The 14,813-nt window shown below is 72.4% G+C and carries 11 protein-coding genes; 7 read left to right on the forward strand and 4 right to left on the reverse strand.

Annotated features, from left to right (window positions below; genetic code table 11):
- The first annotated feature begins 64 nt into the window (after nt 1-64).
- The 4 genes from ACZ4WQ_RS34220 (at nt 65) to ACZ4WQ_RS34235 (ending at nt 2,883) form a co-directional block, all read left to right on the forward strand.
- Nucleotides 65-655 (forward strand): hypothetical protein, encoded by a 591-nt coding sequence (locus ACZ4WQ_RS34220; RefSeq protein WP_398375544.1) that lies wholly within the window; start codon nt 65-67, stop codon nt 653-655.
- A 38-nt stretch (nt 656-693) separates the two neighbouring features.
- Complete coding sequence (locus ACZ4WQ_RS34225) at nt 694-1,866, forward strand: sensor histidine kinase (protein ID WP_398375546.1); 1,173 nt, start codon at nt 694-696, stop codon at nt 1,864-1,866.
- Entirely contained in the window at nt 1,863-2,528 is a 666-nt protein-coding gene (locus ACZ4WQ_RS34230) for a response regulator (protein WP_014174854.1), read from the forward strand. Before ACZ4WQ_RS34225 ends, ACZ4WQ_RS34230 begins: the two co-directional genes overlap by 4 nt.
- Before the next feature lie 64 nt (nt 2,529-2,592).
- Nucleotides 2,593-2,883, forward strand: coding sequence for a hypothetical protein (locus tag ACZ4WQ_RS34235; protein WP_398375548.1), 291 nt, complete (start codon nt 2,593-2,595; stop codon nt 2,881-2,883).
- 363 nt (nt 2,884-3,246) lie between these two features.
- Here the strand turns inward: ACZ4WQ_RS34235 and ACZ4WQ_RS34240 are convergent, their stop codons facing one another.
- The 4 genes from ACZ4WQ_RS34240 to ACZ4WQ_RS34255 form a co-directional block, all read right to left on the reverse strand.
- A complete protein-coding gene (locus ACZ4WQ_RS34240; protein WP_398375550.1) occupies nt 3,247-4,281 on the reverse strand; it encodes an ABC transporter substrate-binding protein in 1,035 nt (344 codons plus the stop codon).
- A 68-nt stretch (nt 4,282-4,349) separates the two neighbouring features.
- Complete coding sequence (locus ACZ4WQ_RS34245; protein WP_398375552.1) at nt 4,350-5,141, reverse strand: ABC transporter ATP-binding protein; 792 nt, start codon at nt 5,139-5,141, stop codon at nt 4,350-4,352.
- Nucleotides 5,114-5,923 (reverse strand): ABC transporter permease, encoded by an 810-nt coding sequence (locus tag ACZ4WQ_RS34250; protein WP_358848964.1) that lies wholly within the window; start codon nt 5,921-5,923, stop codon nt 5,114-5,116. Before ACZ4WQ_RS34250 ends, ACZ4WQ_RS34245 begins: the two co-directional genes overlap by 28 nt.
- A gap of 107 nt (nt 5,924-6,030) precedes the next feature.
- Entirely contained in the window at nt 6,031-6,114 is an 84-nt protein-coding gene (locus ACZ4WQ_RS34255; RefSeq protein ID WP_352135045.1) for a putative leader peptide, read from the reverse strand.
- Between the two features lie 101 nt (nt 6,115-6,215).
- Here ACZ4WQ_RS34255 and ACZ4WQ_RS34260 point away from each other — a divergent pair, with 101 nt between their 5' ends.
- The 3 genes from ACZ4WQ_RS34260 (at nt 6,216) to ACZ4WQ_RS34270 (ending at nt 14,811) form a co-directional block, all read left to right on the forward strand.
- Nucleotides 6,216-6,638, forward strand: a complete 423-nt coding sequence (locus ACZ4WQ_RS34260) for a secondary thiamine-phosphate synthase enzyme YjbQ (RefSeq protein ID WP_361193353.1) — start codon at nt 6,216-6,218, stop codon at nt 6,636-6,638.
- A gap of 78 nt (nt 6,639-6,716) precedes the next feature.
- Nucleotides 6,717-7,088: a recombinase family protein gene (locus ACZ4WQ_RS34265; protein ID WP_398375555.1), complete on the forward strand. Its 372-nt coding sequence runs from the start codon at nt 6,717-6,719 to the stop codon at nt 7,086-7,088.
- Between the two features lie 226 nt (nt 7,089-7,314).
- Nucleotides 7,315-14,811 carry an SDR family oxidoreductase gene (locus tag ACZ4WQ_RS34270; protein ID WP_398375557.1) on the forward strand — a complete coding sequence of 2,499 codons (7,497 nt, stop codon included), beginning with the start codon at nt 7,315-7,317 and terminating at the stop codon, nt 14,809-14,811.
- Nucleotides 14,812-14,813 lie beyond the last annotated feature (2 nt).

Here is a 14,813-nt window from a genome sequence, read left to right on the forward strand (position 1 = left end):
GCTCCGTCGTCCGGGGGAGAACGGAGATGGGTCACGTCGGCGATGTGCGGCAACACCCGTCGCAATGATGATCGTCGGCATGAGTAAACCCTTCGCTTTTATCGCCGCCCCGCTCCTGGTCATCGTCTACGCGGTCATCCGCATCCTGGACGGTCTGGATGGCGAGCGCGGCCCCGGTCTCGCCTGGATGACCGGTCACCTGGCCTTCCTCGCCGCGTTGCTGCTGTTCGTCCCGGTGTTTCTGAACCTGCGACGACTGGCAGGCGGCGGCAGGTTTGCCACAGGGACGGTCGCCGTCGCCCTCGCCGGCACCGCCTGCACCGTGGTCCAGATCGCCGTCGACATCGTCATCGGGGCATTGGCCACCGACCACGACGACATGCGGGCGATGTTCTCCGACGTCATCAAGGTCCCCGGGGTGGACATCGTCGTCTACACGGTCGGACCAGTGCTGTTCTTTCTCGGCCTGGTTGTCGTGTTCTGCCAGCTCGCGGTGGCCCGTGCCGTTCCGGCCTGGCAGGCGGCGCTCGTCGTGACCGGAGCGCTGGTATTGCCGGCCGGGCTCGATCTGCTGCCGGTCGCGGGCGTGTTGCTGTTCGCCGGACTGGCGCCGTTCGCCCGCCGCGTCGCCCGTGGCGCCACGGCGCATGCCTGAGGTCCGGCCGAACACCTCCCGTGGGAGAATCCACCCTCGTGTCCGCGCTGCCCGTCTTCCCACCGCTTCGCCGTCTGGTGGATTCGTCATGGTCGGACGCGGGGCTCGCCATCGTCGTCGGCGCCGCCCAGCTCTCACCCCTGCTGTTCCGGCACAGCGACAGTGGGCGCCCCTGGCACTGGTGGGGCTATGTCGCGGCGGCCGGGGCGTCACTCCCGCTGGCGGCGCGGCGGCGCGCTCCGGTGGCGGTCCTGCTGGTCTGCGCCGCCTTCTCCCTCCTCTACGACTTGACCGACCCGGTCGCTCCACAGCCGCTGTGGTACGCGGTCCTCATCGCGTTGTACGGGGTGGCGTCCGCCTGCCCGTCCCGGGTCCGGATACCCGTGTTCCTGGGAATGTGTGCGGTCGGCCTCGCCACAGTCGGCTCGCTGGACACCGCGACCCGCGGCGTCGTGCTGTACGTCGCCGCCTATGCGCTCGGCCGGGCCTCGGCCGGGTCCCGTGCCCAGGCAGCCGTTCTCGCAGAACGCGCTGTCCGCCTCGAAAGCGAACGCCGGGCAGCCGAAGAACGCGCCGCCGAGCGCGAACGCGCGCGCATCGCCCGGGACATGCATGACGTACTGGCCCACTCGATCAGCCTCATGGTCGTCCAGGCCGAGGCGGGCCCGGTCGCGCTGGACACGGCCCCCGCCCGCGCCGCGGCCGCGTTCGGCGCGATCGCCGGCACCGGTCGCGACGCCTTGGACCAGTTGCGCCGGATGCTCGGCGTGCTCAGGGACGAGGAGGGCACACGAGCTCCGCAGCCGACGGTTCACGACCTGCCCGAGCTCACCCGGAAAGTCGCCCGAGCCGGCGTGGAAGTGCGCTGCACCACCGAAGGCGAGCCACGTCCACTGCCCGCCGACTGCGGAGTCGCGGCCTACCGGATCGTGCAGGAGGCCCTGACCAACGTCGTCAAGCACGCCAGAGCGGACCGCGCCGAGGTACGCCTGCGCTGGCGTGACAACGACCTGGAGATCCTCGTGACCGACAACGGCCGTGGCGCGGGAACGAACCTGCCGTCCGGCGGGAACGGCCTGATCGGCATCCGCGAGCGGGCCGCCGCCTGCGGCGGGACCGCGACGGCGGGCCCTCGGGCGGACCGACTCCCAGGATTCGAAGTGAGAGCGCGGCTGCCCGTGGCCGCCCCGGAAATCGGAGCGGCACCATGACTATCCGCGTCGTGGTGGCCGACGATCAGGAGCTGGTCCGCGCCGGCTTCGCCATGATCCTGGCCGCACAGCCCGGCATCGAGGTCGTCGCGGAGAGCGGCGACGGGTTCGAGGCGGTCGGCGCCGCCCGCGCGCACCGCCCCGATGTCGTCCTGCTCGACATCCGGATGCCGGGGATGGACGGTATCGAGGCAGCCCGGATCATCTGCGCCGAGACGGCCTGCCGGGTGATCATGCTGACCACGTTCGGGCAGGACGGCTACCTCTTCGACGCCCTGCGCGCGGGCGCGAGCGGCTTCCTGCTCAAGGATGTGCGGCGCGACGACCTCGTGCACGCCGTCCGCATGGTCGCGGCCGGCGACTCGCTGCTCGCCCCCTCCGTCACCCGCACCCTGATCGCCGCCTTCACCTCCGGCGCGGTGGTGCCACCACCGCGGACCGAACGACTGGACGTGCTCACTGCGCGCGAGCGAGAGACATTGCGGCTGCTCGGTTGCGGCCTGTCCAACGCGGAGATCGCAGCGGCCCTGGTGGTGAGCGAGCACACCGTGAAAACGCATGTCAGTAACATCCTCACCAAGCTCGGACTCCGCGACCGCGTCCAAGCCGTGATCGCCGCCTACGAGACAGGGATGGTGATCCCAGGCCGTTTCACCGACTAAAACCGCGCCGGAACGTCAGCCGACGGCCCCCGGCTCGCTCGTCGCGCCGTCCTCGGAGGTGTCCGTGGCGGCGGGGCTGGGCGAGGAGGACGCGGAGGGGGTCGCCTTCGGCGGCTCAGAGGACGACGCCGACGACGGGGCCGAGGATGTGGCGGACGGCCCAGAGGTGTGGCGGGACGTGGTCGTGGTGGCCGTGGCCGAGGCTTTGGCCGAGGAGGAGGCCCGCCCGCTCGCGGTGGACGTGGGCTTCTTGCTGGAGGGCGACGGCCGGGGCGCGGGCGCGACGGCGGGGGCGCCGCCCGCGGAGGCCGACGGACGCGGGGAGGGCGTGGCGGACGCCGAATTCCCCTTGTGAGAACGGCCCTTATTGGACTGTTCCTTTTCCCTGGAAGTCGCCGCGCTGCCCGGGATCAGCGTCTCGGGGGCGAAGGGGGTGGCGCCCATGAAAGCCACCGCGAGCATCGTGGCGTATCCGAGGAGCGCGATTCCCGCGACCACACCGGCCCGCCGCAGCAGGCGGGCCCGGCGACCCGAGGAATCGACGAAGACGGGGCTTTCCGGGCCGTGGGTACGGACACGGCGACGGGCACGCCGAGAGGGATCGTCGTGCCTCTCCGCCACGGGCTGCGACTTCATGACGGCACGTTAACAGAATTCTTCCCGGATAAAGCTATGGCCTTTCTTTGGCGGGTGAATTCCGAATTCTCATTTTGTCGGCTCAGCCCCTTCCATAACTGCGCGGTGCGGTCGTCGAGGGCGGCAGGCCGCCGTTGAATCGCGTGTCGACGTAATCGGCGAAGTCGAAGCGGCGCGGGGTCAGCTTCAGCCTGGCGAAGGTGTCCGCGATCTTCTGTTCCGAGGCCACGGCGGACTTGTCGACCGCCACATACACCCGGGTGCCATTGGTCCGCTTCACCGAGTCCAGCGCCACCTCGTACGGCAGGCCGGTCTCCTTCGCCCAGACCTCGGCCCACGCCTCCGGGTGCTTGTAGACCCAGTCCTGGGCGCGGCGCAGCCGCTTGAGATAGTCACCGATGGCCCGCTCCTTCTTCTTGTCGGCGATCGAGGCGGGGCCCGCGACCTGGAAGTTGAGCCCGTTGACCACGCCCTGGCCGGTGGTGAGGACGCGGGCGTCCGCCGAGCGCAGAGCCTGCGAGGTGTACGGGTCCCAGACGGCCCAGGCGTCCACCTTGCCGCGGGTGAAGGCCGCGAGCGCGTCGGCGGGCTGGAGGAAGGTGGCCTTGACGTCCTTGATCGACAGCCCGGCCTTCGCGAGCGAGGCGACGAGCTGATAGTGCGCCGAGCTGCCCTGCGCCACCGCCACCGACCTGCCCTTGAGGTCGGCGACCTCCTTCAGCGGCGACCCCTTCTTCACCAGGATCGCCTCGCCGTCGGCCGTGCCGTGCTTGGCGGCCACCACCTTGATCTTGGATTTGGCGGCCGCGGCGAAGACCGGTGGGGTGTTGCCCACGCCGCCGATGTCCACCGCCCCGGCGCTCACCGCCTCCAGGATCGGCGGCCCGGAGGTGAACGTCGACCAGCGGATCTTGTACGGCAGGTCGTCCAGCTCACCGGCGGCGCGCAACACCGCCTCGTCGTTGCCCTTCTGATCGCCGACCCGCAAGGTGACCTCGCCCTTGCCGTCGGTGTTCGAGCCCGCGCCAGCCGAGCCGTCGGCGGACGACGCGGCCGTGCAGGCGGCCAGGAGGAGGGCGAAGGGGAGCAGCAGGGCCGGGGCGATACGCCGTCTCATATCGGCAGATCCGTTCGTGAGGGTGGTTCGGACGGTGCGGGGGGTGTCGATGTGGTGATGCGGGCGTGTCATACGGCCTTGCCGGTGGACACCGCGGGCGCGGACACGCCCAGCCGGCCCAGGAGTTCGGCGCGCAGCTCCGCGAAGCGCGGGTCGGCGATGTCGCGCGGCCGCTCCAGGCCGGTCCGCCGCTCGTGGGCGATCACGCCGTGGTCCATCACCAGCACCCGGTCGGCCAGCAGCAGCGCCTCCTCGACGTCGTGCGTCACCAGCAGCACCGCGCAGCCGCGCCGCTGCCACAACTCGGCGACCAGCTGCTGCGCCTTGATGCGGGTGAGCGCGTCCAGGGCGCCGAAAGGCTCGTCGAGCAGCAGCAGATCGGGCTCGCGCACCAGCGCGCGGGCCAGCGAGGCACGCTGGGCCTCGCCGCCGGACAGCGTCTTGGGCCAGGCCGTCGACCGGTGGCCGAGACCGACCTCCTCCAGCGCCCGCTCGGCGACCGCCCGCCCGGGGCGGCCGTCCAGCCCGAGCAGCACATTGCGCCAGACCCGCTTCCACGGCATCAGGCGCGGCGCCTGGAACGCGACCGCCTTGGCGCGCGGCACCAGCACCTCGCCCTCGATCTCCCGGTCCAGTCCGGCGAGGATGCGCAGCAGGGTGGACTTGCCACAGCCGCTGTGGCCCAGCAGGGCGACGAACTCGCCGGGGCGCACGGTCAGTTCCAGCCGGTCGATGACCGCCCGGCCGTCGAAGGTGCGGGTCAGCCCATGGACCCGTACGGCGGCGGGGGCAGCGGGGTCGGGGGTGTCCCCCAGGGCCTTCTCGACCGGGCCTATGTGCCCGTGAAGGTCGGTCGCCATTGCAGCAGCAGCCTCTCGAGAGTACGGACGACGAAGTCGGCGAGCAGGCCGAGCGCCGCGTAGACGATCAGGCAGACCACGATCACGTCGGTCTGGAAGAACTCCCGCGCGCGGTTGAGCAGAAAGCCGATCCCGTCGTCGGCGTTGATCGTCTCGCCGAAGACCAGCGCCAGCCAGGCGGTGGCCAGCGAGTACCGCAGCCCGGTCATCGCCCCGGGCAGGGCCCCGGGCAGCACCACATGGCGGATCAGCCCCCAGCGGCCCAGCCCCAGCGAGGTTCCGGCCTCGATCAGCTGGGCGTCGACCCCGCGGATGCCCGCGTAGACGTTGAGATACAGATGGAAGGTCACACCGAGCGCGATCAGGGCGATCTTCGGCGCCTCGCCGATGCCCAGCCAGATGATGAACAGGGGGATCATCCCGACCCACGGGATGGTGCGCAGCATCTGCACCGTGGCGTCGACCAGGTCCTCGCCGAGCCGGGACAACCCGGAGACGAGGGCGAGCGACACCCCGGCCACCGCGCCGATCAGCAGCCCGACCAGCACCCGCTGCACCGACACCAGCATGGCGTGCGGCAGCGTGCCGTCCCCGATCAGGCCGGAGGCGGTGCGGGCGATGGTGCCGGGGGAGGCGAGGGTGTCGGGGGACAGCACACCGGTGGCGCTGCACACCTGCCAGACGATGAGCAGGACGAGGGGGCCGGTCGTACGGCGCAGCCACCGGGGCACGGCGCGGCGGCGCGCGGACAGCGGAACGACCGGTTCGAGAACCGGGGACATGGAGGCTCCACGAAAGCGGAAGGTGAGGTGAAGTGGGGGGAGGGGAAGCGGAGTGAGCGCTGAGACGTGCCGGCGCGGACGTGCTTACGCGCGAAGCAGTGAAAAGATCAGCAGTCGCCGGGACACGCGGCGGAGGCCACCCGCAGCAGGTCGATGTGACCGCGCGTGGTGAGCAAGGCTGACATAGACATGCCCACGAACGTAGCGAGGGCGCCCGGAGCCGGTCAACGGTGTCTTGCCACTCGGACCTTTGTTGCGGCGGTTTTACGGGCGGACGTACGAGGATGGGGCCATGACCCAGACCTTCCGCACCCACATCCTTCGGATCACCACCGGCTCCACCGAGAGGGTCGCCGACCTCACCGCGGACTGCGAGGCGTTTGTGAGGGAGGTGAGTCAGGGCCGGGACGGGCTGCTCAATGTGTTCGTCCCCCATGCGACCGCCGGCATCGCCGTCCTGGAGACGGGCGCGGGCAGCGACACCGACCTGCTGGCCGCACTGAGCGACCTGCTGCCTGCCGACGACCGCTGGCGCCACCGCCACGGCAGCCCCGGCCACGGCCGGGACCATGTGCTCCCCGCGCTCGTCCCGCCGCACGCCACGCTCCCGGTCATCGGCGGCAGGATGGCGCTCGGCACCTGGCAGTCCGTGTGTCTCGTCGACACCAACAAGGACAACCCCGACCGCCAGGTGCGGCTCAGCTTCCTGGGCTGAGCAAGATCGTTCTTGCGCGGTACGGAGCTGAACATGATCGAACGGCCCTACGGCGGTTGAGGGAGGTGCCTGCTCGGTGTGCGACGACTGTCGCGGGTGAAGCTCGCCACGTCGTCTCCGGAGCGGCAGCCCGAGTACGGGCTGACCGCTGCCGCATCCGTCGGGGGCCATATCGTCGGCTGGGCCGACGACTGGGAGGTGTCGGGCACCACCGACCCGATGACCCGGCCGAAGCCGGGCCCGTGGCTTCGCGATGAGCGGGGTCCGTACGACGGGTTGGTGGCCGCAGCCGTGGACCGGCTCGGCCGCAACGTCGTGGACGTGGCCGCGGTGCGCGATGGATTTGGGGTTTATCAGCAATGCCTCGCGGCAAACGGCGGAACACCGGCGGGCCGCCCGGCACTCCGACACCGGCAGGACGCACCCATATCGGACGGGACGCTCCTGTAGGGAAGTCAACCAGCCTTCGAGTACACCTCGAGCTGTCCGGGCGACGATCCGCCGGTCGGTCCGATCACCGACCCCTCAGTAGCTTCGCTCTTGAGGTTCCATCAGAGGCGTCGTGTAATTCATCCTTCGCGTCGCAACCCGGCGGAATTCCGAAGCCGTACCTTCGACGCACCCGCCGGAAAACGATCTCCCTTTACCCAGCTCCGACAATTCTTGCGGAGAAGTCATGAGTTCTACTGCCTGGCCCGGCGACCTTGTCATCGGTGTCACTCCCTTTGGGCGACCGGACGCCAGGCTCGCTGCGGCGGTCGGCCGCGCCGGGGGGTTCGGGGTGCTGGACCTGGGGGCCGGGGACCGGTGGGCCCGGGAGGCGCTGGAGTGTCTGCGGGGCTGGGCCCCTGACGGGCGGTACGGGGTGCGGATCGGGCCCGGTTGCCGGCTGGCGCCCGCGGACTTGTTGGCGCTACGGGCTGGTGACGGTGCGGGTCCGGGCACGGTGGTGCTCGCGGTGGACTCGCCCTGGGCGGTGGCCGACTGCGCGGGCTGCCGTCGCGTTCTCGTCGAGGTCACGGACCTGGAGGAGGCGTTGCATGCGGTAGGGGCCGGGGCGCAGGGCTTGATCGCTCGGGGTGGGGAGGGTGGTGGCCGGGTCGGGGTGCTCGGCAGCTTCGTGCTGCTGCAGCAGTTGCTCGCGGAGCCGGGGGTGTCCGTGCCGGTGTGGGCGGGGGGTGGGATCGGTCACCATACGGCTGCGGCGGCGGTGGTCGGCGGGGCTGTGGGCGTGGTGCTGGATACCCAGTTGGCGCTGCTCGCCGAGTCGGGGGTGTCCGGGGAGTTGGCTGCGGTGCTTCGTTCTCTGGACGGTTCGGAGACCGTCGTGGTCGATGGCTGTCGTGTGTTGCGCCGCCGGGGGCGTGATCCGCATGCCCGGCCGCTGCCGGTGGGTCAGGACGGTTTTCTGGCGGCGCGTTTCGCGGAGCGGTATGGCGATGTCGGCCGGGCGGTACGTGCTGTGGCCGGGGCTGTGCGGGATGCCGTACGCGACGACCGCGCCGCGGCCGCGTTGTGCCCGGGTTCGGCGATGTGCGGGGCGCTTGGTAGTCGGCTGCCGGTGGTGCAGGGGCCGATGACCCGGGTGAGCGATCGGGCCGGGTTCGCGTCGGCGGTGGCTGCTGAGGGGGCTGTGCCGTTTCTGGCGCTGGCGCTTGCCGGGAGTGAGCGGGCGCGGGCCATGCTGGTGGAGGCGGCGGCCGTGCTGGAGGGGCGGTCGTGGGGGGTGGGGGTGCTCGGGTTCGCGCCGGAGGAGATCAGGCAGGCCCAGCTTGAGGCCGTGCGGGAGGTCCGCCCCAGCCACGCGATCATCGCGGGCGGGCGACCCGCCCAGGCCGAGGCGCTGGAGAGGGCGGGGATCGCCACTTTTCTGCATGTTCCTTCGCCGGGTCTGCTGGGGCAGTTTCTGCGGTCCGGTGCCCGTCGGTTCGTCTTCGAGGGCTCGGAGTGTGGTGGGCATGTCGGCCCGCGCCACAGCTTTCCGCTGTGGGAGGCCCAGATCGCGGTGATCGAGGACTTCCTGGACGAGGTTGACCAGGACGGGGCGGGTGGTGACGACGAGGAACATCCCAGGACCGCGGTCCCGGTCGAGGTCTTCTTCGCGGGTGGTGTTCACGATGAGCGGTCCGCGGCGATGGTGGCCGCTCTCGCGGCGCCGCTGACCCGGCGCGGTGTCCTTGTGGGCCTGCTGATGGGCACCGCGTATCTGTTCACGGAGGAGGCGGTGACCTGCGGTGCTGTCCAACCGTTGTTCCAGCGTCAGGTGGTGGCGGCGAGGGGTACCGCGTTGTTGGAGACGGCTCCGGGGCATGCCACTCGCTGTGTTCCCAGCCCGTTCACGGAGGAGTTCGGTGCTGTCAGGGAGCGGTTGCGTGGGGAGGGTGTTCCGGAGCGGGAGGTGTGGGAGCGGCTGGAGCGGCTGAATGTCGGCCGGTTGCGGATCGCGGGCAAGGGTGTGGAGCGCGGTCCGGGTGGCGAGTTGGCGGTGGTCGGCGAGGAGCGCCAATACGAGGATGGCATGTTTATGGCGGGGGATGTGGCGGTGTTGCGCTCGGCCACCACGACCGTCGCCGCCCTGCACCACTGTGTGGCCGCGGCCGCCGCGGACTTCTTCCGCCGTGCCGCGGCCGTGCTGCGCGAGCGCTTGGGCGTGGCGACGCCCGGGGCGGTGGAGGGGGAGGCTCCGGCGCCGCTGGAGGTGGCCGTGGTCGGCATGGCGTGCATGTTTCCGCGCGCGCCGGATCTTGCCACGTTCTGGGCTCATGTGGTCGGTGGTGTCGACGCGGTGACCGAAGTGCCGGTCGAGCGCTGGGATCCCGCCGTCCACTACTCTCCCGGCGAGGGCGCCGCCACGGCGCACGATGGCGCGTCTGCCTCCAAGTGGGGTGGCTTTCTGCCCCCGATCCCTTTCGACCCCCTGCGCTACGGCATCCCGCCGGCGTCTCTGGGCAGCATCGAGCCGGTGCAGCTGCTGGCGTTGGAGGCGGCGCGGCGGGCGCTGGAGGACGCCGGATATCAGGCGGTGCCCGGCGAGGAGCGCGGCAGCGTGGGTGCGCGGGTCTTCGACCGCTCCCGTACATCGGTGGTCTTCGGCGCCGAGGCGGGCAGTGATCTGTCCAGTGCCCAGGCGTTGCGGGCCACGCTGCCGTCCTACTTCGGTTCGGTGCCCGAGGGGTTGGCGGAGCAGTTGCCGGAGCTGACCGAGGATTCCTTTCCGGGGATGCTGGCCAATGTCATCGCGGGGCGGATCGCCAACCGGCTCGATCTCGGTGGTGCCAACTACACGGTGGACGCGGCCTGTGCTTCCTCTCTGGCCGCTGTGGATGTGGCCTGCAAGGAGTTGGTCAGCGGCAGCAGCGACCTGGTGCTGTGCGGCGGGGCCGACCTGCACAACGGGGTCAACGATTACGTGCTCTTCTCCTCCGTGCACGCGTTGTCCCCGACGGGCCGCTCGCGGACCTTTGACGCCTCGGCGGACGGTATCGCGCTTGGTGAGGGTGTCGCGTGTGTGGTGCTCAAGCGGTTGGCGGATGCCGAGCGCGACGGCGACCGCGTGTACGGGGTGATCAAGGGTGTGGGCAGTTCGAGCGACGGGCGGTCACTAGGCCTGACCGCGCCGCGGCCCGAGGGTCAGCGTGCCGCTCTGGAGCGTGCCTACCGCAACGCCCGGATCTCCCCCGCGGATGTCGGTCTCCTCGAGGCGCACGGCACCGGCACGGTGGTCGGCGACCGGACTGAGCTGGCGGTCCTCACCGAGGTGTTCACCGCCGCCGGGGCCGCGGCGGGCGGTTGCGCGCTGGGCTCGGTCAAGTCGCAGATCGGGCATACGAAATGCGCGGCGGGTCTGGCGGGTCTGGTCAAGACCGCGCTGGCCCTGCACACCGGCGTCAAACCGCCCACCTCGCAGCTGCGCCGCCCGGGCGCCTCCTGGGACGCGAAGAGCAGCCCCTTCGCCTTCCACACCGAGGCCGGGCCCTGGGTGGCCCCGCCCGCCGAGCGGATCGCCGCTCTGAGCGCGTTCGGCTTCGGCGGCACCAACTTCCACGTGGTTCTGGCCGCGCATGACGCCGGTCCGCCCCCGGCCCATGCCCTGGACGCCTGGCCCGCTGAGCTGTTCACCTTCCGCGGCACCGACCGGGCGGCGGCTCTGCGCGCCGTCGAGGAGGCGCTGGCGCTTGCCGAGGACAACGAGGCGGCGGGGTCGCCCTGGCGGCTGCGCGACCTCGCCCTCGCCGCCGCCACCCGCTCCGACACCAGTCAGGGCCCGGTGTGGGCCGCCGTGGTGGCCACGGCCCCGGACGGGCCGACCGGACCGGCGGCGCTGCTGCGCCGGGTGCTGGCGGGGGAACACGACCCGGCCACGGGGATCTACCTGGCCGGGCCGGCCGACGCGACCGGTCTGGAGAGTCCAGCCGATCCGCAGGGCGGTGACGGCCCAGCAGGTCGGTACGCGGCAGACCGGGAGGGTCTGACCAGCCAGGAGAATCCAGGCGATCCCGAGGACGGTGACGGCCCAGCCGGGCCGGCCGACGCGGAGGGCGGTGGTGGCCCTGGGGGCGTGGACGGCGGTGGCGGCCCGGCCAGTGGCGCCGACACGCAGGACGGTGATGTCCCATCCACTGACGGCGGCGCGGGGCGAGGCCCCGCCCCCGGCCCCGGTCCCGTCCCCGGCTCCGTCCCCGGTCCTGGTTCTGGTTCTGGTTCTGGTTCTGGCAAGGTTGCGTTTCTCTTCCCGGGGCAGGGCAGTCAGCGGCCTGGCATGTTCGCGGACCTGTTTGTCGCTTTCCCTGAACTCCACGGTCACGCGCGGCTGGCCCGGTCCCACGCCGCCGTGCTCCATCCGCCGGCCGCGTTCGACGAGCCGGAACGGGACGCGCAGCGGGCCAGGATCACCGACACCCGGGTGGCCCAGCCGGCGCTGGGCGTCGTCGGCCTGGCCGCGCACTCGCTGCTCACCGCGGCCGGAGTCCGCCCCGACATGGCCGCCGGGCACAGCTACGGGGAGTTGGTCGCGCTGTGCGCGGCGGGCGTGCTCGATCCGCCCGCGCTGCTGGACTTGAGCGCCGAGCGGGCGTCCGCGATCTGGGACGCCGCGCAGGCCTCTGGGCCGGAGCCGGGCACCATGGCGGCGGTGACCGCCGGCCACGAGGACGTCGAGCACGTCCTGCGGCGCGCCGGTCTCGCCGGCCAGGTGGTGGCCGCCAACCACAACGCCCCCCGCCAGACCGCGATCTCGGGGCCACGGCGGGAGGTGGACACCGCGGTCGGACTGCTGCGGGAGGCCGGGTATCGGGTGAAGCGACTCCCGGTGGCCTGTGCCTTCCACAGCCCGCTGGTGGCCACCGCCGGCCACCGGTTCGCCACCGCGCTCGCCCGGCAGCCGATACGTCCGCCCGAGTACCCGGTCTGGGCGAACCGCACCGCCGCCCCACACCCCGCAGAGCCGGACGCCATCCGCGCGGAACTGAGCGCCCAGATCGGCGCGCCGGTCCGCTTCGCCGAGCAGATCGAAGCCATGTACGAGGCAGGGGCCAGGATCTTCGTCGAAGCAGGGCCCGGCACCGTCCTCACCCACCTGGTCTCGGAGATCCTCGGCGACCGCCCGCACCACGCCATCGCCTTCGAAGGACGCCGCACCGGCGGCCACGTCGGCGGCGCCGGTCCGCGCGGACTGTACGGCTTCCTTGACACCCTGGCCCAACTCGCCGTCGCCGGACTGCCGGTGCGCACCGGCTGGATGTTCCGCGGCCGTGACGCCATGGACGCCGGCCGCGCCACGCCGCCGAAGCGGCCCGGCTGGACGGTGGACGGACACCTGGTCCGCACCGCCACAGGTGAACTCCTGCCCGGCGCGCTGGCACCGGCCCGACGTGTCAAGGAGACGACGGTGACCCAAACGGACCGGGACGCACTGATCCTGGAATTCCTGAGAACCAGCCGGGAGATGGTCGCGGCCCAGCGCGATGTGCTCCTCACCCACCTCGGAGCCACGCCGGACGCCAGGCCTGCCGCGCCTGCGGGCCCAATCGCGACGGTGACAGGCACGCCTGTGACGGCCGTGGCGCCCGGGGCCGTGGAGGCGACCGCGGCCCTTCCGCCGCCACCGGCGGGCGAACCGACGCCGACACGGATGCCGACGCCCCGACTCACCGAGCCGGTGGCGGTCACCGAGGCGGAGGTGGCGCGGATGGTCGCGCAGATCATCAGCGAACGCACCGGATACCCGGTCGACATGATCGAGCCGGATCTCGACCTTGAGGCCGATCTGAGCATCGACTCGATCAAACGGGCCGAGATCGCGGGCGAGTTGGCGGGGCGCCTGGGTGTGGGCGGCACCGGCGGCGACGGCGCCGCCGCGCTCGCGGACGAGGAGCTGGAGGAGCTGACGAAGGCCCGTACCACCGCCGCGGTCACCGCCTGGCTCACCCCCCGGCTGACCGCCGGAGCGGCGCCGGGGAGCCCGGCGGCGACCGGTGCCCCCGGCACCGCGCGCGATGAGACCGCCGAACCGGCCGCCGCCACGGCCTCGTTCGGCGAGCCGCCCGTGGACACCGCTCCGAGGTCCATCGGCCGCACAGCCGGGACCACGGACTCCGTCAGGGGCGTGGCGCCGAAGCGGATGCGGATGCGGGCCGTACCGCTCGCCCCGGGTGGGGCGGTCGGCGAGCCCTCGGGTGTCCTGTCCGGCAAGCGGTTCGTGCTGCTGGGCGGTGACGAGGCCGTGGCCGAGGCGGTCGGCGGGCGGCTGCGGACGTACGGGGCCGAGGCCGTGGCCCTCGCGGGCGACCCGCTTCTCACCGAGGGCGACGGACCGTCCCCCGGCTACCGCGACGAGGTGCCCCCTGACGGGGTGATCCTGCTCCCGCCGTCCGCCGGGTCCGGCGCGCCCGTGCTGCCCGCGGCGTTCCCCGTACTGCGGGCAGCGCTGGCGGGCGGGCCGCGGTGGCTGCTGGCCGCGCGGCGAGCGGAGCCGCTCGACGTCGGAACGGCCGGACTCCACGGCCTGTTCCGCACCGTCGCCAGGGAGTATCCGCAGACGGCCGCCACGGTCGTGGACCTCCCCGCCGCGGCCTCTCCCGACGCCGTCGCCGACGCGCTGTTGGACGAGGTGTTCGCCCCCGACCACCCGCCCGTCGTGCTGCGCACCGCCGACGGACGCGATGGGTTGGAGCTCGTGGAGAGCGACTTGGGCGTCCTCGGCGCCTCGGGCGCGGGGCCCGCCGGGGACGGGGCGGCCGAGGCGGCGGCCCTCGGGCTGGGCCGCGATTCGGTGATCGTGCTGGTCGGCGGGGCGCGGGGGATCACCGCGCGGTGCGCGGCGGCTCTCGCGGTCGCCACCGGCTGCCGTATCGAACTGCTCGGCCGCACCCCCGTACCCGCCGGGCCTGAGGACCCGGCCACCGCCGGAGCCCGGGACGAGGCCGCCCTGCGTGCGGCGCTCGCCGCCCGGGGCGGCCGCGGGCCCGCCGAGATCCAGCGGGAGGCGGCCGGGATCCTGGCGCGGCGTGAAGTGGCCGCCACGCTGCGGGAGCTGACCGATCTCGGGGCCCGGGCCCGCTACCGGTCGGTCGACTTCCGGGACCCCGACGCGGTGCGCCAGGCTGTCAAGGAGATCCACGCCGACCACGGCCGGCTGGACGGTGTCGTCTACGCGGCGGGGGTGATCGAGGACCGGCTGATCGAGGAGAAGTCCGCCGAGTCCTTCCAGCGGGTGTTCGACACCAAGGCGGGCGGCGCGCGTACGCTCCTGGACGCACTGGAGAAGCTGTCGACGGCCGGGCCGGCGGGCGAGCGCGGGGACGGCGGGGGACTCGGAGGGCGGACAGGACAGGGAGGACACGCAGAGCCGTCCTTCGTGGTGCTCTTCGGCAGCGTCTCCGCCGTCCTCGGTAACCGGGGCCAGGCCGACTACGCGGCGGCCAACGACGCGCTGGAGGCCATCGGCGCGCGGTGGGCGGCCCGCACCGGCCGCCGGGCCCTGACCGTCCACTGGGGCCCCTGGGCGCCCACCGGCGCACACGCCGGGATGGTCAGCCCCGCGCTCGCCCGCGAATACGCGCGGCGTGGCGTCGAACTCATCGACCCCGACGAAGGAGCGCTGGCGCTGCTGCGCGAACTCGCCTGGGGCGAGGAGTCCGACCGGGCCGTCGTCTACACGGCGTCGGGCTGGTGACC

Source organism: Streptomyces sp. NPDC028305 (assembly GCF_055569495.1).